The 22,396-nt window shown below is 32.7% G+C and carries 20 protein-coding genes; 3 read left to right on the plus strand and 17 right to left on the minus strand.

Annotated elements, in window-relative coordinates; all coding sequences use genetic code 11:
* Positions 1–148: 148 nt before the first annotated feature.
* The 9 genes from JX000_RS09875 to norA all read right to left on the minus strand — a co-directional run bounded on the left by JX000_RS09875 (position 149) and on the right by norA (position 10,452).
* On the minus strand, positions 149–991 hold the full coding sequence (locus JX000_RS09875; protein WP_075778891.1) for an aldo/keto reductase: 843 nt from the start codon (positions 989–991) through the stop codon (positions 149–151).
* A gap of 129 nt (positions 992–1,120) precedes the next feature.
* A complete protein-coding gene (locus JX000_RS09880; RefSeq protein WP_107532194.1) occupies positions 1,121–2,470 on the minus strand; it encodes a hemolysin family protein in 1,350 nt (449 codons plus the stop codon).
* A gap of 249 nt (positions 2,471–2,719) precedes the next feature.
* A complete protein-coding gene (gene nagA / locus JX000_RS09885; protein ID WP_107532244.1) occupies positions 2,720–3,889 on the minus strand; it encodes an N-acetylglucosamine-6-phosphate deacetylase in 1,170 nt (389 codons plus the stop codon).
* Between the two features lie 144 nt (positions 3,890–4,033).
* Positions 4,034–6,010, minus strand: coding sequence for a PTS fructose transporter subunit IIABC (locus JX000_RS09890; RefSeq protein ID WP_206140668.1), 1,977 nt, complete (start codon positions 6,008–6,010; stop codon positions 4,034–4,036).
* A gap of 5 nt (positions 6,011–6,015) precedes the next feature.
* The gene (gene pfkB, locus JX000_RS09895; RefSeq protein ID WP_124228506.1) at positions 6,016–6,936 is read right to left on the minus strand and encodes a 1-phosphofructokinase; all 921 of its coding nucleotides are present in this window, start codon (positions 6,934–6,936) and stop codon (positions 6,016–6,018) included.
* Positions 6,933–7,688, minus strand: coding sequence for a DeoR/GlpR family DNA-binding transcription regulator (locus tag JX000_RS09900; RefSeq protein WP_037551989.1), 756 nt, complete (start codon positions 7,686–7,688; stop codon positions 6,933–6,935). The genes pfkB and JX000_RS09900 overlap by 4 nt, the downstream gene beginning before the upstream one ends.
* Positions 7,689–7,875: 187 nt before the next feature.
* Complete coding sequence (gene ybaK, locus JX000_RS09905) at positions 7,876–8,358, minus strand: Cys-tRNA(Pro) deacylase (RefSeq protein WP_145505777.1); 483 nt, start codon at positions 8,356–8,358, stop codon at positions 7,876–7,878.
* A 103-nt stretch (positions 8,359–8,461) separates the two neighbouring features.
* Complete coding sequence (locus tag JX000_RS09910) at positions 8,462–8,941, minus strand: hypothetical protein (RefSeq protein WP_037551992.1); 480 nt, start codon at positions 8,939–8,941, stop codon at positions 8,462–8,464.
* A gap of 344 nt (positions 8,942–9,285) precedes the next feature.
* Entirely contained in the window at positions 9,286–10,452 is a 1,167-nt protein-coding gene (gene norA, locus JX000_RS09915) for a multidrug efflux MFS transporter NorA (protein ID WP_124228509.1), read from the minus strand.
* A 326-nt stretch (positions 10,453–10,778) separates the two neighbouring features.
* Here norA and JX000_RS09920 point away from each other — a divergent pair, with 326 nt between their 5' ends.
* On the plus strand, positions 10,779–11,396 hold the full coding sequence (locus JX000_RS09920) for a DUF1361 domain-containing protein (RefSeq protein WP_124228510.1): 618 nt from the start codon (positions 10,779–10,781) through the stop codon (positions 11,394–11,396).
* On the plus strand, positions 11,393–11,671 hold the full coding sequence (locus JX000_RS09925) for a hypothetical protein (RefSeq protein WP_124228511.1): 279 nt from the start codon (positions 11,393–11,395) through the stop codon (positions 11,669–11,671). The genes JX000_RS09920 and JX000_RS09925 overlap by 4 nt, the downstream gene beginning before the upstream one ends.
* Positions 11,672–11,735: 64 nt before the next feature.
* Here JX000_RS09925 and JX000_RS09930 read toward each other — a convergent pair whose 3' ends face one another.
* The 6 genes from JX000_RS09930 to JX000_RS09955 all read right to left on the minus strand — a co-directional run bounded on the left by JX000_RS09930 (position 11,736) and on the right by JX000_RS09955 (position 18,289).
* Entirely contained in the window at positions 11,736–13,106 is a 1,371-nt protein-coding gene (locus JX000_RS09930) for a cryptochrome/photolyase family protein (protein WP_206140669.1), read from the minus strand.
* Positions 13,107–13,273: 167 nt separating this feature from the next.
* Positions 13,274–14,830, minus strand: coding sequence for an SLC13 family permease (locus JX000_RS09935; protein ID WP_206140670.1), 1,557 nt, complete (start codon positions 14,828–14,830; stop codon positions 13,274–13,276).
* Between the two features lie 176 nt (positions 14,831–15,006).
* On the minus strand, positions 15,007–15,954 hold the full coding sequence (gene mdh, locus JX000_RS09940; RefSeq protein WP_206140671.1) for a malate dehydrogenase: 948 nt from the start codon (positions 15,952–15,954) through the stop codon (positions 15,007–15,009).
* 100 nt (positions 15,955–16,054) lie between these two features.
* Positions 16,055–16,363: a hypothetical protein gene (locus JX000_RS09945; RefSeq protein WP_002450979.1), complete on the minus strand. Its 309-nt coding sequence runs from the start codon at positions 16,361–16,363 to the stop codon at positions 16,055–16,057.
* Between the two features lie 27 nt (positions 16,364–16,390).
* Positions 16,391–17,299 (minus strand): aldo/keto reductase, encoded by a 909-nt coding sequence (locus tag JX000_RS09950; RefSeq protein WP_107532189.1) that lies wholly within the window; start codon positions 17,297–17,299, stop codon positions 16,391–16,393.
* Positions 17,300–17,362: 63 nt separating this feature from the next.
* Positions 17,363–18,289, minus strand: a complete 927-nt coding sequence (locus JX000_RS09955) for a CobW family GTP-binding protein (protein ID WP_206140672.1) — start codon at positions 18,287–18,289, stop codon at positions 17,363–17,365.
* A gap of 226 nt (positions 18,290–18,515) precedes the next feature.
* Here JX000_RS09955 and mgrA point away from each other — a divergent pair, with 226 nt between their 5' ends.
* Complete coding sequence (mgrA, locus tag JX000_RS09960; RefSeq protein WP_002450982.1) at positions 18,516–18,959, plus strand: global transcriptional regulator MgrA; 444 nt, start codon at positions 18,516–18,518, stop codon at positions 18,957–18,959.
* A gap of 126 nt (positions 18,960–19,085) precedes the next feature.
* Here mgrA and cydC read toward each other — a convergent pair whose 3' ends face one another.
* Together cydC and JX000_RS09970 are read right to left on the minus strand one after the other, a co-directional pair.
* Entirely contained in the window at positions 19,086–20,759 is a 1,674-nt protein-coding gene (gene cydC, locus JX000_RS09965; RefSeq protein ID WP_206140673.1) for a thiol reductant ABC exporter subunit CydC, read from the minus strand.
* Positions 20,756–22,393 (minus strand): ABC transporter ATP-binding protein/permease, encoded by a 1,638-nt coding sequence (locus tag JX000_RS09970; protein ID WP_124228518.1) that lies wholly within the window; start codon positions 22,391–22,393, stop codon positions 20,756–20,758. Before JX000_RS09970 ends, cydC begins: the two co-directional genes overlap by 4 nt.
* Between the last annotated feature and the right edge of the window lie 3 nt (positions 22,394–22,396).

The raw sequence follows: 22,396 nt of genomic DNA on the forward strand, positions 1-22,396 counted from the left end.
GTATTTACAAAATCTTAATATTCCATTAATGTTTATCGCAATATTTATCGAAAATCATTACTTTTGTAAAATTAAACGACCTCAAAAATAACATAAATGTTTTTTACTCATACAATGATTTATGATGTGTCGCATTACTTCAACTTATTTATTTTAAATCACCTATCGCGACTTCATCTGGATCTTTACCTTGTCTATCATTTCGGTTCAAACTATCAATTTGTGCTACATCTGTAAGTTCAAGATTGAAATCTAAAATATTATAATTTTCTTGAATTCGACTAGGTGTTTTAGATTTAGGAATAATAATGCGATTATGTGCTAAATGCCAACGTAAAACAATTTGTGCTGGTGTCTTTTGATAGCGTTTCGCTATATCCGTAATAACTGGATCGTCCAATAATCCTCTATTTCTCATTAATGGCATCCATGCAGTGACTTTAATATCATGATGATCACAATAATCTTGTAATTCTTGTTGATTAAAGTATGGATGTAACTCTATTTGATTAATTTGAGGAACTATTTCTGTTTCTTGCATTAGTTTCTCTAAATGATGTTGTTTAAAGTTACAAACGCCTATGGCTTTGACTTTACCTTCATGATAAAGGGTTTCTAGTGCCTTATAACTTTCTATAAATAAGCCATTTTCTTCACAAGGCCAATGAATTAAAAACAAATCTAAATATTCAAGACCTAAATTTTCTAAAGATTGGTTGAAATATTGAATCGTACTGTCATATCCTTGATAATCATTCCATAATTTAGATGTAATAAATAAATCTTCTCTATCAACGTTTGTTTGCTTTAACGCTTGCCCTAAGGACTGTTCGTTACCATAGAAATATGCCGTATCAAATGCACGATAACCTGCTTCAATAGCGGTATTAATCACTTCATTCATTTCATCATCTGCTATTTTATAAACACCTAAGCCAATCGATGGCATAGGATAACCATTATTTAAATATTGTGTATCATTAATATTCATTTCTACCACTCTCTTTCATATGTCTTAGTTGTTGAAATGCGCAAGCAAAGGTATACCATACTATAATACACGTAAATAAAGACGCTTAAACATTATAGCTTAAGCGTCTTTTCATCAAAGATAATATTGTTAATCCGTTTGTTCCTCATCTGAATTCACTTCATATGATGGGCGTTCTTGATTAAATTCATAATTTAAAGTAACCCATATAATTTGGTGATTTTCAATTTCTGATATAATCCAACGATCGTATTCTGTATCAACGAAATCATCTTTCTGCAGATTTGTATTTTCAGATTGTAGCCATCCACCGATTGTATCAATATCTTCTGAGTCTTCAAATTCAATACCAAATTGTTCATTTAAGTCGTCTAATAACACACGACCATTAATTTGATATTTGTTGTCTTCTAATTTAACGATATCGTTTACTTCGTCATCGTCAAATTCATCTCGGATTTCACCGACAATTTCTTCTAGAATATCTTCCATTGTTAAAATACCTGCTGTACCACCATATTCATCAATAATCAAACTGATATGAACATGTTCACGTTGCATTCTAACAAGTGCATCACTAATACGTGTTGTCTCTGAAATCATCGGTAATTCATGTATATAGTTACCAATTTTGATTGTTTTACCAGATGCATACTCAGTTAAGAATTCTTTAACATTTATAAATCCTTTAACATGGTCCTTATCACCATCTTCAGTAATAGGATATCGAGTAAATTGGTATTCCTTAATCGTTTCTAATAGTTCATCAACATTAAAAGGCTCGTTCAACGTAATCATTTGAGTTCGGGGAACCATAATATCCTTAGCTTGTCTTTCATCAAAAGAAAAGATATTTTGCATATATGCAAGCTCAGTTTGGTTGATTTCGCCACCATTATAACTATTATTAATAATGATTTTGATTTCTTCTTCTGACATTGCATCCGATTGTGCATCCGGATCTACACCAAACACTCTAAGAATCACGCGTGCTGAACCGTTCATTAACCAAATTAAGGGTTTCATTACATTACCAAAGTAATATAACGGTCTAGCATATAGTAACGCCATCTTCTCAGTATGTTGAATAGCGAATGATTTAGGAGCAAGTTCACCTAATACGACATGTAAATATGTGACTACAATAAACGCAATGACAAATGAAACTGTTGTCGTTAATGCGCTTGGTAAATGCATTAGTTCGAATAAAGGATGTAGTAATTTATCAAATGTCGGTTCACCTAACCAACCTAAACCTAATGAAGTTACTGTTATACCTAGTTGGCATGCAGATAAGTAGTAATCCAAGTTAGCAATCATTTTCTTAACGATTTTAGCGCCACTGTTTCCTTCATCTGCTAATTGTTCGATACGCGTAGATCTTACTTTGACAAGTGCAAATTCAGATCCGACAAATACTGTTGTTAATGCAATTAAAAGAAAAAATACAATTAAACTAATTATGGTCGAAGTATCCAATTAATTCCCTATTTCTAGGGATTCACCTCCATATTATCTGTGTCACACATGGTTAACACGTAATTAAAATTTTCGAATTGGTTTAAATGATATTTACATGCTAAGACCTTCCCATTGCGACACCCCCTAAAAAAATGTAATTGATTTTATTCTATCATAAAAATATTTCATTTGGTTGATTTATGTTTATAGAATTACAACATAACATTTAAAACTAATACCCCTATTTAGTCAAGTTATTCATCAAATCTAAAATGTATGAATATAACCATTCTTAATCGTTTTAAGGACAGAAATCGTATCGTCAACAATCACTAAATCAGCATCTTTCCCAACCTTAATACTACCTTTGGTTTGATCGATACCTAAGGCTTTGGCTTGGTTCCAACTTGTCACTCGCCACAAGTCTTTAATATTAGCACCTGTATAAGTGATTAAGTTACGCAAACCATCATTCATTTTTAAGATACTACCTGCTAATGCACCTGAATCTAATCGTGCTTCTGCATTTTTAACAATAACATTTTGGCCACCTAGATCATATTCACCTTCTGGCATTCCTTTTGCACGCATGGCATCTGTAATGAGATACATATGTTCATTACCTTTATTTTGGTAAGCCATTGCTACAGCCGCTGGGTGTGAATGCACACCATCAACAATAATTTCTGTATTTAGGTTTTGATTTAACCATGCCGCTCCAAAAACACCTGGCTCTCGATGTCCAAAACCTGTTGCTGCATTATATAAGTGCGTAATATGTTTAGCACCATTATCAACAGCTTCATTTGCTTCATCATATGTAGCTACTGTATGTCCCATTGAAAATATGATGTCGTTATTTAAAGCTTTTAATGTATCAGTTGCACCTTCAACTTCAGGTGCAAAAGTAATAATTTTAATCAATTGATTGGCAGTCTGTTGAAATGTCTTAATCTTTTCAATAGATGGTCTTTGAACATATTTAGGATGTTGTGCGCCCACCTTATGTTCTGAAATAAATGGCCCTTCGAGATGAATACCTACAATTTCTGCAGCATCATGCCTATTTTGAATTTGATAATAATCTGCAATATTTTGGAGTGCTCGATGAATGCTATCATCTGATTGTGTCATCGTTGTTGCTAAAAATGACGTTGTTCCTTCAGATAATAGTTGTTCAGATAAATGTTTAAGACCATCCATTGAGGCATCCATCGCATCTTCGCCGTAACCACCGTGGATATGTATGTCTATAAATCCTGGAATAACATGATGACCTTGTACATCTACTGTAGGATACGTTTTACTTAAAGTGTTCAATCTATCTTTAGCAGAACCAATTTCAATGATTTTGCCATCTTTAATATGTATAAAACCTTGTTCTATTTTTTGACTTTCTGTATAAATCTGACCGTTTATAAGTAAATATTCCTTCAATATCCATACCTTCTTTTCTAATTCTAATGATTCGATTGTTATTTTACTACAACCTTTCATTTTATTCATATCATACAATTTAAAATTTAGTTTTGTAAAAATATAAATGCCCTTGTCGATTAAACGACAAGGGCTAGAAGTCTATTATTCATCCATTGCTTTAGATGCTTCAATTTCATTTTCTGTTAATTTTGGTTTTAAGAAACCATATATTAAGGCAGAAACTACAGTACCTATAACTAACGCTAATAATGTTTGTAAAATATGACTGAAGTCAGTTGTTGCGATTACAAAGATACCACCGTGTGGCGCGTTGATTCTTGAACCTAATGCTAATGCAATCGCACCACCCACACCGGAACCAATCATCATAGATGGAATTACACGAATTGGGTCAGCTGCAGCAAATGGAATCGCACCTTCAGTAATGAATGATGCACCCATAACATAGTTAGGTACAATTGAACCTCTTTGTTCTTTTGTGAATTTCTTTCTGAAGATAAGCATTGCTGTTGCAATTGCTAATGGCGGAATCATTCCTCCAACCATTGCTGCAGTAATTGGTGCTGCATTACCTTCTGTAAGTGCTGCTGTTGCGAAAACGTAAGCAGCTTTGTTAAATGGTCCACCCATATCGATTGCCATCATCGCACCGATAACTAAACCAAGTAACATAATATTAGAACCTGAAAGTCCATTTAATCCATTTAACAATAAGTGATTTAACCATGAAGCAGGTGGATTAAACACATAAATCATTAATAAACCTGTAATTGCTACTGACAATAATGGATAAATCAATGTTGGTTTTAAACCTTCTAATGATTGAGGTAACTTACGTGTAATGTACTTAATACCTTGAGTTAAATAACCTGCTAAGAAACCAGCAATGATACCACCAATGAACCCGGAATCACCTGAAATGGCTAACATTCCACCAACTAAACCAGCTGCAAATCCTGGTTTATCTGCAATACTACGAGCAATGAAACCTGCTAATACTGGAATGATTAATGCAAAGGCACTATTTTTACCAATATTCCACAGTTGCTCCGCAAATGCATTGTGTTCAGCACTCTTAGGATCAAATGAGTTTGGTCCTATAATGAAGACAATTGCCATTAAAATACCACCAGCAATAACAAGTGGTAACATATTAGAAACACCATTCATTAAATGTTTATAAAATGCTTTTCCGGGACTTAATTTTTCTTCATTCTCTTCCTTATTACCAGAACGATCACCTCTAGCAACAAATGGTCTACGACTTGTATCTAATGCCGTATTAATTAATTCCTCTGGTCGTTTAATACCGTCAGCTACAGGTACTTCGACAACATTTTTACCATCAAAACGATCTGTTTCAACATGTACATCTGCTGCTACAATGATCCCTGATGCTTTTTCAATATCATGTTCTGTTAAATGGTTTTTAATACCACTTGAACCATTTGTTTCTACTTTGATTTTGATACCCATTTTTTCAGCTTGTTTTTTCAAAGCATCGCGTGCCATATACGTATGTGCGATACCTGTAGGACATGCTGTGACAGCTAAAACGTATGGTTCATTATCTTCTGCATCCACACCTGTTGAAGCAGCTGTTGAAGCAGCTGTTGCATCCGCTTCATTTTGTTGTGCTTCTGCTTCTTCTTCTTTTGTTGCTTCATCATCAGCTGCATCAATAATTTGTAATACTTCCTCTGGTGAGGATGCATTAATTAATTTTTCACGCACATTTTCATCCATTAAAATACCTGATAATTTTGCTAATGCATCTAAATGTGTTTGAGCGCCACCTTCTGGTGCAGCAATCATAAAGAATAAATGTGCTGGTTGCATATCCAAACTTTGGTAATCTACGCCTGCTTTCGATTTACCAAATGCAATCGCTGGCGATTTAACAGCGCTAACTTTCGCATGTGGAATAGCAATACCTTCACCGATACCTGTTGTACTTTGAGATTCACGATTATGAATTGCTTCTTTAAACGATGGTACATCGCTTAATTTTCCTGCCTTGTCAAGTTGATGCACTAACTCATCGATAACACCATTTTTGTCTGATGAAGATAAATCCATTGCTATCGTTTCTTTTGTTAATAATTCTGTTATTCTCATATTATTCACTCCCCATCAAGTACAGAAATCGTAACTTGTGATTTGATATTTTCTATTGCCTCTTTTGTTGCTAAATCTGCATCGAACGCAGTAGCAGTTCCCGATGCTACTGCTTGTTTAAATGCATCTTGCACAGATAAACCAGTAGCTAACCCTGCTACCATACCTGCTACCGTACTATCGCCTGATCCAACCGTGTTAATCACTTCACCTGTTGGATTCACAGCTTTAATACTTTGTTGATGATCCACATAAATTGCGCCATCTCCACCTAATGACACAATGACTGACTGTGCACCTTTTTCTAAGATTTGTTTAGCATATTTAATAACATCTTCATCATTTTTAACAGATGTATTAAACATCACTTCTAATTCATCTTTATTAGGTTTAATAAATAGTGGCTGATATTCTAACACTGTTTCAACTAAATCTTTTTCAGCATCTACAACTAGTTGAGCACCTGTTTGTCGCGTAATTTTAGCAATCTGCGCATAAGCATCACTCGGAATACTCTTTGGTACACTACCAGCAACAATAACCGTATCCTTGTCTGACGTTTCCTTAATTTGATTTAATAATGATTGAAATTGTGCTTCCGTCACATTAGGTCCTTGTGCATTCACTTCTGTTTCTTGACCTGTTTTCAACTTAACGTTGATACGCGTATCTTCTTCTACTTGTACAAAATTTGTATGAATATCACTATCTTTTAATGTTTGAGCTATAAAATCGCCTGGGAATCCACCAGCAAATCCTAATGCTGTTGAATCAACCCCCAAAGTCTTTAGTACTCTTGAAACATTTATACCTTTACCACCGGCAAATTTGTTTGTATCTTGAGCACGATTCAACCCATCTATCTTAAAGTCATCTACAAACATGACATAGTCAATGGATGGATTAAAAGTAACTGTATATATCATATTGTCCCTCCTAAAAATTCATATTGTGCCGTAAACGCTTCATTCACATGTTGTAACCCCTGCTTAGATGTAATGATTCGAGTATTATCTTGCACAGGTACTCTAGCAAAGTACACTTGATTAAATTTCGTTTCATCTACAACAACAAAGCTTTCATTAGAAAGGCGCATAGCATTATCTTTAATTAACGCCTCTTGTTCATCTGGTGTAGTTAAACCATACTTTACATCTATACCGTTCATTCCAATAAATGATTTATCAAAACAATATCGTCTTAATGTTTCTAAGGCACTCGAACCTACTGTAGCGAATGTATTTTCTTTAACTTGACCACCTAACATTAAGGTTTTAATCCCTTTTTTAAGTAGCTGTTCAACATGTGTCAAACCATTAGTTACAACAATAATATCTTTTGCATCTATGTAAGGTATCATCTCTAATGTTGTTGACCCAGCATCTAAAAAAACACACTCATTATCTCTAATTTGTCGAGCTGCTCGTTTGGCAATTTCTTTCTTTTCTCGTGAATTTTGCGTCAATTTCTCTGTTAATCTTGGTTCGACCATTCGATTATGGTTAAGTGTCGCACCACCATGAATACGTTGTAATTTACCAGCTAATTGCAACTTAGATAAATCACGTCGAATGGTAGAGGCACTACAACCGGTTCTATCCATTAATTCCTGGAGTGTCAGAAAATCCTTTTTTATAAGTTCTTGTAAAATTAAATCGTGTCGCTTTTCAGATATCAATATAACCACCCCATCTCAATTACCATTATAATGAGCACGCTTACAAAATTCAATCAAAAATTGTCAAAAACAATCAAAAACGTTCATTTTGTGACAAAAATAACACGAAAATACATCTACCAACTTATAGACTAGTTGTGTTCATGTATTTCCGTGTTTGATTGATTATTATATAACTGCATGTGCATTAGTCATGAATGACTGAAGCCACTTTAGCGTTTGTCATTGCTATCAAATCTTTGATAGCGATAATGATTTGCATACCTCTTTGGCCACCACTGATATAAATCTGTTCTCGTTTAAGCGCTGACTGGTCAATAACAGTCGGGAATAAATGCTTCATACCAATAGGTGAACATCCACCTCTAATATATCCTGTCACCTGTTTAAGTTGATCTAAGGGCATTAAATTTAATTTTTTCTCGCCTACTTCGTGAGCAGCCTTTTTCATATCTAACGTTGCATTCACTGGTATAACAAACACGAAATGATCATGGTTAGCATTTTCTAATACAAGTGTTTTATAGACATCTTCAACATTAGCATGCACAAGTGCTGCTATTTGTTCACCTGTTTGGTGTTCTTCGGTTACTTCAAATACGTTAGTTTGATAAGCTACCTTTGCTCTATCTAACATGCGCATTGCATTTGTTTTTTTGGTTTTACCCATATTCTCACCTCTGGTATTACTTAACTTAATCCTCTATATTTTAACACTAGTTCTTTATATAGTAATCACAAAAAAGCACATGCCTCCAATTAGTAAGCACGTGCTATCTCATATGTGAATGATTTTCCCCTACTTGCCCGTTGTCATTCACTACTATATTTGATTGTTGTTGATTTTGTTGATTCACATATTGATACTTTGATGATTGATTTTGATAATTAACTTGTTTTAAATCATAATTTTCATTTAAATGATTGCTCGCATAATTTAATGCAATCACTTTACATTCTCTTGGTGTAAAATGATTTTCTGCAGATCTATGATTGTCTTTTTTTAAATATGTAGTCTTTTGTTGATTGTCATTATGATTGTCTTCATTTTTTTCTGATGCCTTCGCTGTTTTAAAATCAGTAAATTTAATTGTTTTCTCTAATGCAGATACTTTATTCGCTTTTGAAAATGTACAAATAGTCTGATGTACTTTAGCTAATGCATTTTGGTTAGTAGCTAAAAATATTAGACCTATTAAACATATCGTCAAAATCACTGCAAAGATACTTAATAATAAGTTTTTCAAATTCATCTCCTTACCCACATTTCTCAATCGATTTTTGTCTATCTTAACATAATAATTTTTAATTTTAGATATGTGGGTCACAATTTAAATAGATTGTAATATTTGTAACAGTAATATTACTGAAGTTGTTATTTTTGTTACATAAAAGCATTAAAAAACGAAATAATTATCTTAAATTAATACATTAAACTGTTTTTTTAAGTAAAAAAGTACCACAATCATTCAAAATCGTTCGAAAACAATATTAAAAATTTAAAGGATTTTGTCACGTTATATTAGTGATTTTTTAAACCTTCATATTTTACACATATAAAAACCATTCAACGAAAAACGTTGAATGGTATCTATCATCATTGTGCGTTTCGATTTAATCGAGTTCTAATCATCTTTTCAATAAATATAATAACAATACCACTTAATGATACCGCTATAGCCATATATAATGGAAATTCGATATTCACATCAAAAAGTGTACCTGCAACGAGAGGACCAATAAAATTCCCCATACTTGTGAATGTTGAGTTAAGTCCTCCTGCAAAGCCTTGTCGATTACCGGCAATATTAGAAAAATAATTCGTAATTGCAGGTCTAATCATATCGAAACCAATAAAGACGATAAAGCTAATGAGCATAATTGTCCAATACCCTTGAGCAATAATAAGCATTACTAGAACAATTGCTGAATATAGTAATGACCACGCAATAAAATTCAATTCAGTTGTAAATTTCATGAATTTATCAAAGAAAAACACTTGGAATAAGGCGCCAAAAATACCGCCTCCTGTGATAGCAATCGAAATATCTTTAGGCGTATAACCAGCTTTATCGGATGTATATAATGAAAAAAGTGTTTCAAATGCAGACAATCCGAATGCTAATACTAATGTTAAAATCACTGGTGTTAAGAACACCTTCCAATTAATTTTAGTTAAGAGTTCTGGATCATATTGAGGGAAACCTGCTGTTGTCATTTTCTTTGGATTGTGAATTACAATTAATGACATAATAAAAGCAATGATTCCCAAACCACCTGCAAAATAGAAAGGTAATCTATGTGAAACTTCTGCTAAAAATCCACCAAAACCAGGACCTAGAATAAAACCAGAATTAATGATTGCTGACATGTAACCAAAGTTCTTTGCTTTATCTTGTGATGGAGAAATATCAGCAATAAGTCCTGTTACACCAGGCATAACCATACCTGCACTAAAACCACCTAACACACGAGAAATAACCAAAATTGTAAATGAGTGACCAACTGCAAACATAAATTCAGATATTGAAAATAAAACAAGACCGATACATATAATTAATTTTTTACCCAGTTTATCAGCTAGTCCACCACCAAATGGTGAAATAATCATTTGCGCTAATGCAAATGAAGCTACCAGTATACCTAAATCACTACCTTTTAATCCTAAATCTTTAAGATAAACTGGTAACACCGGTATAACGAGTCCTATTCCTAAAAATATTAGGAAAATATTAAAGTAGAGTGTAAATAATTGTTTTCTCATAATGGTGTCCCCCTCTCTCGTATTTTACATATCTTTATTCAAATTATGCGGGTCCCTATACAAACATACCTTTTCATCATATTAACACGTTAAAAGTCAGTATATTTTAATATATTTCACAACAAATTAACAGCCGGACGTCTTCTTATTTCCAGTATATAATATGTAGGTGCTTTAAAATGATAATTCTTACTGCTTTTACTTTTTTGGTTGATTACTAAAGCTTAGAACGATATTATTAAAACTCAGTTGTCCAATTTTATTTTAACGGATGAAAGTATTAAATCAAATGACAACCAAAGTATGTTATGAAAGTAGTGTTAATCATGCAACCCCGATATATAGCGAGAATATATTTTATTATTCTGTTTATCATATCTTTATTTGAAACCAAGATTTTCAATTTTATGACGTTAAATTTATTTTTAGCGTATATTCCATACGAACTCTGCTTATTATTAAAATTATTTAAACCTATCAAGAAATTCGAATGGCCTTTATTTGTTGTATTTGGCATGATCTTTTTATTACTCGTACCTAATACCTTCTATATGATTACTGACTTGATTCATTTAAATCAGTTTCAATTCAATTTCTTAGTAGGGTTGAGTTTAAAGGAATGGATATTCTTTACTTATTTAATGTTAGGCGTCTTTTTAGCCATGTATGTCATGATCTTGATTTTTATGGAAATTCTACATTTTACCAAACACATCTGGCTTAATCGCATATTAGTTATTATTCTTATGTTTTTAAATGGTTTGGGTATTTATATGGGCCGCTTCTTAAGATTTCATACGGTATATTTAATCAATGAACCATTAAAAATATTCTACGAGGTCCTAGGTGTATTTAACCTAAAAACATTTATCTTTGTGTTATTAATGGTAATAATGCAATCAGCAATCATTTTATTTGTAAAAGGAGTTCGATTACAAAAATGATGTTAAACCTAATCATTTTATTAGCAATCATTATTATTCTACAACTCGTTGTAGGTCATTTTATACATGATATCGGTTTTAGCTATGCTAAAAGTATCGGTCTTATGTTTTTACCATTAGGTATAGGTTTGTTTATTTTACAGGCTTTTCATTTCGAAAGAAAATATCCAAATTGGGACGTCCCACTAGGGGTTAAATTACGATTAAAATATATGTACATTTTAACCTTTTTCGAATATGTTACTGTATATGTTTGCTTGTTCTGGCTTAAATAGTACATGTGTCATTTCATTTTGAATGAACTCAATTCAAATAACCTACAAAAGAACAGGACTTTAATCACAATGATTTAAACAATGACATTACACGTTGACGGCTATCACTGTGATTAACCATTGGTTCAGGATAATCAATACCCAATTCAATACCTTGTTGTTTTAATAACTGCATATACTTTTTAGTATCGTGTAATAGATGGCTATCTACATTATTGAATGTGGGTAGCCATTGTTTTATATATAATGCGTTTTGATCAAATCGCTCACTCTGTTTAATAGGATTAAACATCCTAAAATATGGTACCGCATCTGTTCCAGTCGAAGCGGACCAATGCCATCCATGAACATTCGACGCATTATCATAATCAATTAATTTATCTTTGAAATAAGTTTCTCCCCAGCGCCAATCTATCAATAAATCCTTCGTTAAGAATTGGGATGTCACCATTCTCATTCGATTATGCATATATCCAGTTTGATTCAGTTCTTGCATAGCAGCATCTACAATTGGATATCCTGTTTCACCGTTTTTCCATTTATTAAATTGTTGCTTGTCATTGACCCAATCAATGTTTCGATATTTCTCTTTAAATGATTGATGGGCTGTTTCTGGATACTGTGTCATCAGTACATAATAGAATTCTCTAAAAATTAATTCTCTGATAAATGCTTCATAATTAGATTCGTCACTTTCATACCCCTGTAATAAATCATTAAATACTTGCAATATATCAATCAATCCATATGCTAATGCAATACTAAGTTGACTCGTTAATACTTCAGGTAAATACGCTCTATTTGACTCATAATTTTGAATATCATTATTTAAGAAACTTTGCCATTGCTGTTGTACTTCTTTTTCAGTTAATCCACTATGGCTATCATTAATTTGCGTTGGGGCGTATGCCGGCTCGACTATTTTTGAAATATCACTTAATTCGTAATGTGCTCTATGTCGTTGCATAACATATGGTCGCCATTTTTTATAAAAACTTGTAAATACTTTGTATGGTTCGCCTTGATTGTTAAATGTTTTTCGTGGACTAAAATAATGTTGTACACGAAGCGCATCAACATGGATACCTGCGTCATGAAATCGTTGATTTTGATGTGGATAATCATATGATTCATGATGATAACTCATGATATCACTTGCCATAACGACTTTATCTAATTGTTGGTTAATACAAAACTCTATTAAATAATCGTAATCTATTACATTCGTTTGAATTTGATAATGATTTAATGTGTTGATAAAAGCATTGAGTGTTCCATGATAAAATGATGCTTTTAATTGTGCTTCATCACCAAATTTTTCTTTAGGTATAATCAATACACATGTATCAGTAGTATCTAATTGATTACAAATATAAGCTAGTAACGGATTATGATGAATTCTAAATACTCTATTTAATATAACGCCAACTTTCATTGCTCAATCACCTATCATTCCTTGTTTTTTTGATTTATACCCTTATCCTAGTAAAATAAATATCTAACTTAAATGATAGATTATCTTTGTAATAAAAATACGTCTAGTTCATTTATAAAAAAAGCTCGACGATCTATTAGACCGCCAAGCTATTTATCTTACATTATTTATACTAAACCTAACCATTTCCAATACGTTAAACTAAATATAATGACTAATATATAGCCGACTATCGTTAATGGTATACCAGATTTCAAGAAATCTTTAACTGTAAATGTATCTGTACCATACGCTAACATATTTTGTGGTGCACTCACTGGTAGTAAGAATCCAAAGCTAATTACAAATTGTTGGATTAAAACAAATCCGATAGATTGATCGCCAAGATGTAATGTTGATGTTAATGAGATAAATACAGGAATGAGTGCAGATGATAAGCTTGTAGCACTTGCAAAACCTAGGTGAATTAAAATATTAAATAAAGTAATAAGTGCTATAGTTGCAATAATCGGTAATCCTTTAAGACCCATTAACCCAAAGGTTTGGTCACTCAACCATTGTGCTGCCCCTGTTTTTAATAATACATTTCCTAATGAAATACCGACACCAAATACTATGATTGTGCCCCAAGGAATCTTATTTTCTACACCTTTCCAGGTAATAACGCCAATTTTAGGTAAGAGCATGATACCTAAGGCAATTAATGTAATTGATGCAGAATCAATTGGATGTAACACTTTTTCAGTTGACCAAAATACCAATAATAATAGAGAGATAACGATTAAACGCCATTCACTTGGTTTCACTGGACCTAATTGGTTTAACTCTTTTTTAATTAACGCTTTTCCACCTTCAATAGATTCACGTTCGGGTGGCATCACTTTGATCATAATAAAATAAAGTGCGATAGACATTAAAACTGACCAAGGCGCAGCGTACATGAACCATTCACCCCATGATACATCATGACCTAAATTCTGATTAATAAAATTAATCGCAACGATATTTTGTGCTGCCGCCGTTTTAATACCAATATTCCAAATAGAAACTGCTTGAACTGACGTAATAATTAATAAAGACGCTAACTTACTCTCTTTAGAAACTTTAAATGCTGCAATCATACCTAATAATATTGGTACGACTGCACCCGCTCTAGCTGTTGAAGAAGGTACAAAGGACGCAAGAACAATTGAAACAAGTATTGCTCCTATGACAATATTTTTAGTTTTATTCCCCACAACAGATAATACTAATAATGCTAAACGTTTGTGTAAGTTGGTTTCCTGCATAGCTGCTGCTAAAAATAATGCAGCTGCAACTAACGCTACCGCTGAAGTAGAAAAGCCACTAAACGCAAGTGTTAAGGCATTATTTGTTCCTAATATTTCACTACCTTTAATAATGGCATCTCCATTTTTAGGATTGCCAAGCTGCTCAGATAAATTTTGAACAGGACTGAAACCTAATAATAATATAATCAACCCTAAAATCAACGTTGCTGAAACAGGATATGAAACTGCTTCAGTAACCCACATAATGACAGCAAATGCTAGTATCGCTAGAGTCATTTTAGCCATCACTGGCAAACCTGCAGGTGTAGGTAAAAGTAATATGGCTATTAACACGATAAAACTAATGATAATCCATAGTGGTTTATATTCCTTTTTCTCTTTTTTGGTAGTTTCAGTATCGACTACCTGTGAATTTTGATTCCCTTTAGACATAGACACCGGCTCCTTTTTATCTTGACCTTACACTCTAATTATATCAAGAAAGCGCTTTACCTATGCGATTTACTTACAAAAATCATATAATTCTCACTTTTTAAATATTAAATTATTTAAAATAGACACACTCAATTTATTGTGAACGATAGGTTTTACGATTTGACTTTAATTCATTATTCAAATCTATATTTAAGTGCATCTTTAACATTTTTGACTGATAACGCTGATGTATCTAGTTGATTTTGTTCTTCTTGACTTAAAGTTAATTCTAATATTTCTTCTACGCCATTTTGTCCAAGTTTAATCGGCACTCCTAAGCAGATATCTCGGTATCCATACTCGTCTTCGAGATATGTAATTGCTGCCAATACTCGACATTTGTCTTTTAAAATGGCATCAATCATCTCATAAATTGCGGCAGCAGGTGCGTAATATGCTGAACCATTTCCTAATAACTGGACAATTTCGGCACCACCTTTTCGTGTTCTATCAATAATTTGATCAATGACTTGCTGATCAAGTAGTTCACTTAAAGGGATTCCATTGACTTGTGTTGAGTTGACTAATGGCACCATTGTATCTCCATGACCACCCAATACTAAACCTTGTACATCTTCAACAGAGATTCCTAACTCTTTGGCGATAAATGTTTTATATCTGGCACTATCTAATACACCTGATTGCCCCAATACTCTATGTTTAGGGAATCCAGATGCGACTAATGCAGAATAAGTCATCGCATCAACAGGATTAGTCAATACAATAATAATGGCGTCGGGGGCATATTTTGCGATTTGTTGTGCACTGTAATGAACAATTTCTTCATTCGTTTGTATTAAATCATCTCTACTCATACCAGGTTTTCTAGCAATTCCTGCTGTTATCACTACAATATCCGAGTCTTTCGTTTCTGAATAGTCGGCAGTACCTTTAATATCAATATTAAAGTTAAAAATAGGTCCGCTTTCTTGAATATCTAACGCTTTCCCTTTTACTACACTTTCAGATTGTGGGCGATCTACAATCACTATGTCAGCGCTTTCATTTTTCGCTAAAATAAAAGCTAATGTTGCACCTGTTTGACCTGCACCGATAATAGAAACCTTTTTACGTTTATTCATCAAATACACTCCCATTTATAAATTGATAAAAACAAAACTCCGTTATTTCAAATTAATTATAACATTGAAATAACAGAGTTTTTCATTAAATATTGGTATTTTATTTTTTAATTTGTCCAAAAATTTCGTGGTTTATACCAAACACATATAATAATATAAAGAATGCTGCACCACTTAATATTGTTAATACTAAAGTTAATATAAGCGTACGTTTAAAATGACGAATGAATGCAATAAATAGTAATCCTAAATTATAGGCAAAGAGTAAACCAAATAACGTCATTGTTACTTTTATCTCAGGATAAAAAATATTACATAATAGTACGATTATCGCAAAGATTAAATAAGGAATCATAATTAAATTACGTTCAAATTTAAGTTGTTTCTGATGTCTATCTTCATTATTCATTTAATAAAATCCTTTCTAACATTTTATTTATAAAATGTCATGCCCCATTGCTGCAGTGTATATATCAAACCACTCTTGGTCAGTTAAAGTAATCGATAAGCCAGGTAGAGCAGCATCAATTCTTTCAATTTTATGGGTACCTAGCACCGGCATGATATCATTGGGATGTCTATTCAACCAAGCTATCATAATAGCCGTTTCATCAACATCATATTTTTGTGCTAAAGGTTCAATAATGGTACGTACACGTCTCGCTTTATCATCGGATGGATCAAACAATTTACCGCCTGCCAGTGGACTCCAAGCCATTACTTTTACTTGATTTTCATACATTTTGTCCATCACACCATTATTTAAAATGTCTGTTTGATATGGGGACACTTCTAGTTGGTTAATGCTAATATGCAATTTATCATGATTAAGGCTATGTTTTAATAAATCATATTGTGTTTCGTTAAAATTGGATACCCCAAATGATTTGATTTTACCTTCATCGACAAGTTCCTTTAAAGCATCCGTTATTTCATCAGGATTCATTAATGGTGAAGGTCTATGAATCAATAAACTATCTAAATAATCCACATTCAAACGTTGTAATGAATTGTTAACTGATCGAATAATATGTTGACGACTATGATCATAGCGATGACCATCAGTAAACGTTTGAGTTTTAGATGGTAAGACAATACCACATTTAGATACAACTTGAATGTCATCACGTAAGTTAGGTGATAACTGTAGCGCTTTACCAAATATAGATTCACATTGATAATCCCCATAAATATCGGCATGGTCCATCGTAGTGATGCCACGGTCAACGAGCTGATTGATAAATCGATTCAATTCTTGATCAGTATACTGCCATTCATTTGCTCTCCAAAACCCTTGAATCATTTTTGAAAAATCAACGTACTGATTAATCTTTATTTTATCCATAATCATCACGACCTTATTATTATTTAATTGCTCTCTATTAAATAGAAGCAGTTGAATTTAAAATCAAGTAAATTGTAACATATCCAATTTATTTCTGAGTTGATTAATGTCGATTTGCTCTCCGATAATGACTATTGTTAAAGGCAATTCTTGATTGATGGGACCAAAATCAGGCAACCCGTAAGCCAATTGAAATTCAATTGTTTCATTGGGTTGGTCTCTAAATTGCACATATCCTTTAAGTCTCATCACATTTTTCGGTAATTGCATTATAAATTGATAAAATAACTGGCGATCAATCGGGCTCGTAAATGTATATTTCATACTTTGAATACCATGGTGATGGTGGTGTTTATGATTGACAGTTTTATCTATGATTTGATTACTTAATAAATTGATGTCAAATTGTCCATATGTTGTTAATACATTGGGCGCATGGGGATTAATTTGAACCAATTCTTCTTTGATTTTATGTAATTCCTTAGAATCAATACAATCTATTTTATTAACGACTAATAAATCACTTATCTCAAGTTGTTCTTCCATTAGTGTTTGAGTAGATATAGTGTAATCATTCCTATTTAAAAATCGTTCAGCATCCACTAAACTAATGATTTGAGGCATATTTATATATTCGATAATAGTCGGATCTTGACATGCAGTAATCATTTCTATAGGATTAGCAATTCCTGTTGCCTCAATAATGATATGATTACAATCACCTTGTTGTATTAGTGATTGAATTTGAGTGATTAAGTCTGTCTTTAAGTCGCAGCATACACAACCATTGATGATTGATCGCACTTCGATATTTGCGTCTATATTTTGACTATCAATATCAAATGAACCAAATTCATTCATAATCACTTTGATTTTCTCATCAATTTTTAATAATTCGCTAATATAATGTGTCAGTAGCGTGGTTTTCCCACTACCTAGGAAACCACTTATGATAGAAATTGATATTTTTCTAAAATTATTATTTTTCATTGTAAAATTCCTTTTCTATTACAAGTATTTTTAAAAATGATAACATAAATATTAAATTATCTTTTTGCTTGATTTAACGATAGATATCTTCTAAACTTTAAACATACTTTAATTTTAGCATGACATTGAATCACAGTGTGTTGTGAATTATATTCCGCACAACATAGACGGATTCCAATCCGAATAGAGAGAAAAAAACGGATAGAATGTCTGGAGGAGAACTTTAATGTCTGATCAACATAATTTAAAAGAGCAACTATGCTTTAGTTTGTACAATGCTCAAAGACAAGTAAATCGCTACTACTCAAACAAAGTCTTTAAAAAGTACAATCTAACTTACCCACAATTCCTTGTATTAACTATTTTATGGGACGAGTCGCCTGTAAATGTTAAGAAGGTTGTGACTGAACTAGCACTTGATACTGGTACAGTATCCCCACTATTAAAAAGAATGGAACAGGTTGATTTAATCAAACGTGAACGTTCCGAAGTCGATCAACGTGAAGTATTTATTCACTTGACTGATAAAAGCGAAAAAATTAGACCCGAACTTAGCAGCGCTTCTGAAAAAGTTGCAACTGCATCATCATTGTCACTTGAAGAAGTGGATGAACTTAACCGATTATTAGGTAAAGTCATTGATGCATTTAATGAAGCTAAAGATAATTAATTAAGCTTTTGTCATGGTAATTTAAAGTTAAAGTTTAGAATTTAACACTTTTAAAGTATAAAAATGCTCTAAAGTACTTCTCAGTATTTTAGAGCATTTTTATATTACATTATTGTCATGCCTATATTACTGATTTAACTGCTCCATTTGATATAGATATCCTCTATTTTTAATTAACGTTTCATAAGTGCCTTGTTCTTTGATTTCTCCATCTATCATAACTATGATCCTGTCAAAATCAGGTAATAGTCGTAAGTCATGTGTAGATACAATGATTGTTTCAGCTTCTTTAAGTAGTAAATGCATCATTTGAGTTGTATGTTCAATATCTAAACCAGTCGTTGGCTCATCTAACATCCAAACCTTAGCATTTGTTTTAAGTAATAAGCGAGCCATACTTAATCGTTGAATTTCCCCGCCTGATAATGTTTCACCGTTCATCGTCATATACTGTTCTGTTGATAAATGAGATAAATCTAACGAATTTAATACATGTTGTATCTCGTCCTCATTACAATTTGTCAGTAAATTGTCCTTAATAGTGCCATCAAATAATTGTTGGGACTGTAACAATGCATTAATATCATTATATTTGACTTCATCTTCTATTCGAAAGATATCAGACTGGCTATAAATGACGCTACCTTCTTGAACTTGATATAATCCTAACATGACTTGTAGTAGCGTACTTTTACCACTTCCAGATGGACCTATAATAGCTATTTTCTCACCATGATACACATTAAATGAAACTTGATTTAATACAGGTATTTCTTGATTTGCGTACTTAAATGTGACATTATTCAGTTCAAATAAAGGTGCTGACTCGTCATTTGCAACGCTATCTTCCTCTTTTATTATATCGTCGTATTGAATCACTTCATTAATATCATACAATGATTGGTCTGTATCAGCTTTATAATATGCAACATTACTCATAGGGACAGCTTGTTCAAATAATGTAAGTACCATTAATACGATACTTGTTAAATAAACCACATCTAATGTTTGTGAGTGAATTTGCAACGCACCTAAGTATAACGTACCAAATATAGACACCATTGCAATGATATTAAGCATATAATCATACATTGTTAAAAATCGTTGTTCCTTATTTTGCAAATGATCAAATGATTGCAATTGCTCTAATACATCATTTTTAAATGACGCTTCTTTATTAAAACGTTGTAATTCTTTATAACCTTGACGATAATCGTAGAATCGAGTTAAAAATTGGCTTTGTTGAACTTTAACCAATTGTTTTAATCTTCGTGCCCTCTTACTACTTAATAAAGGAACGAGCCATAATGTCATTAACATACTCATAGCAATTAAGACTGCATGCGCTGGTGATAGAAAGATGTATACAGACATCGTTATCACGGCTGTCATTCCTATCACTATCGGTGGATAATACACGCGTAAATAAATATTTTGTAGTGCTTCCACCCTACTTACCATTCTTGAAATTAAGTCACTCGAATTAAACTTACGATATACATCTGGTATTACTTTAACAAGACCACGGAAAAATTGAACTCTGACGTTTCTCAACATGGTGAATGTCGTTCGATGAGAATATAGTCTTTCATAATATCTAGCAATAGCACGTAAAAAACCAAATAATTTAACAGAAACGACTAATACCATCAACGCATATAATGGTGCACCTAATGCGCTTTGTGTCACCATATAGCCACTTAAAAAGAACATCGCTAAGGCGACTAAACTTCCTATGATACCTATTATAATTGCAATCACTAAATCCTTATCTATTGTAAATCGTATTTGTGATTTCATGATTCGTCACCATTTTCTTCTTTATTCACTGAAATCAATTGATCATCTTTAATAATGTAGCCATCTTGAATATATAATCGACGGGTTGCCTTTCTAATTGTTGAGTCTCGATGGGCTATAATTAATTGAGTTGTTTCTTTAAAATAATCATCAAGCACGCTCTGGATGACTTGTTCCGTTTCAATATCTAATCCAGAAGCTGGTTCATCAAGTACAACTAAATCTGGCTGCATAACAAGCAAGCGACATAATTCTATCCTTCTCATCTGTCCACCAGAGAATGTTTCTCCGCCATCACCTATCATCGTATGGATACCATTTCGTAATGACATTACTTTATCTTTTAACTTTACTTTTTCTAATACATCAATGATTATTTCATCCTTAACATCACTAAACATCGCAATATTGTCTTTAATTGATGCAGTAAAAATATATGGATTCTGACTTAATATCCCCATACGCATATGTTGATATTTAAATGTCACTTCCCCTTCGGTTGGTATTAATGAACGTGTGATGATTTTAGATAATGTCGTTTTGCCAGCGCCACTTGGTCCAACTAAAGCGATATGTTCGCGTTCGTAAATATCTAAATGCGTAGATTCCAATGCAAATCCATGTCCCATTTCAGTATTATATTTAAATGAAACGTTGTTTAATCGAATAAACGGTATTTGACCTTCTTGATAGACAAAATCAGATGGCTTTTTCTTGGTCGGATGATCTAAAAATTCAAATACCACATCACTGGCACCTTCACTTTGTTTCCCAGTATGGAACGCTTGACCCAAATCTTTAATCGAATTATAAAATTCTGGCGCTAAAATAATGGCGATAGCCGCTGTTTTAAAATCTATCGTATGAAATACAACAAGACTTAATGCTGCTTCTAACGCAACAAGCCCTATACCTAACAAACTAATAAACTCTAGCATCAAACCCGATAAAAATGCGCTTTTTAATATTTTCATCGTCAAATCTCTAAATTGAGTGCTATCGTCATAGATGTGTTTTTCAGTACGCTTTGTACGATTAAATAACTTCAACGTAATTAAACCTTGCGTCAGATTAAGGAATCGTTGTCCAAATTGATTTAAGTAAGTCATTTGATCCTTAGATTCATCGCGTGTTTTCAAACCGAAAATGATATAAAACAATGGAATGAATGGTGCTGTTACCAACATAATTAGCGCTGTATTCAAATGAATCCAAAACATCGCAATGATAATTGCCATAGGAATCGTGATGGATTTAAATACTTGTGGTAGATAACTTTGATAAAATGGAGAAATTCCATCGATGGTTTCAGTAATGAGTGTCATCTGTTCACCCACTGGCCGTTCTGATTCTATATGAACCATACGTTGACGCAAGTTATGTTTAACATGACTTGAGAGATGATTACCTAATAATTGATTGATAAAGTTTAAGGTCGCGCGTAACATAAGCACGATTATAATCAATGTAAGAATAAAATTAAGCGATTGCTTCGTTTTAAATAACATAAGATTTAAGAATTCTGCTATTGCTACATTCTGTACGACAACAGCTACAGCTAACGTAGCACATACTAAGAGCATTAAAATTGGATATCTTTTATATTTATATACTAGTTGCATTAATTTTTTCACAAT

Origin of the sequence: Staphylococcus sp. SB1-57 (assembly GCF_017086425.1) — a bacterium.
Lineage (GTDB): Bacteria > Bacillota > Bacilli > Staphylococcales > Staphylococcaceae > Staphylococcus > Staphylococcus warneri_A.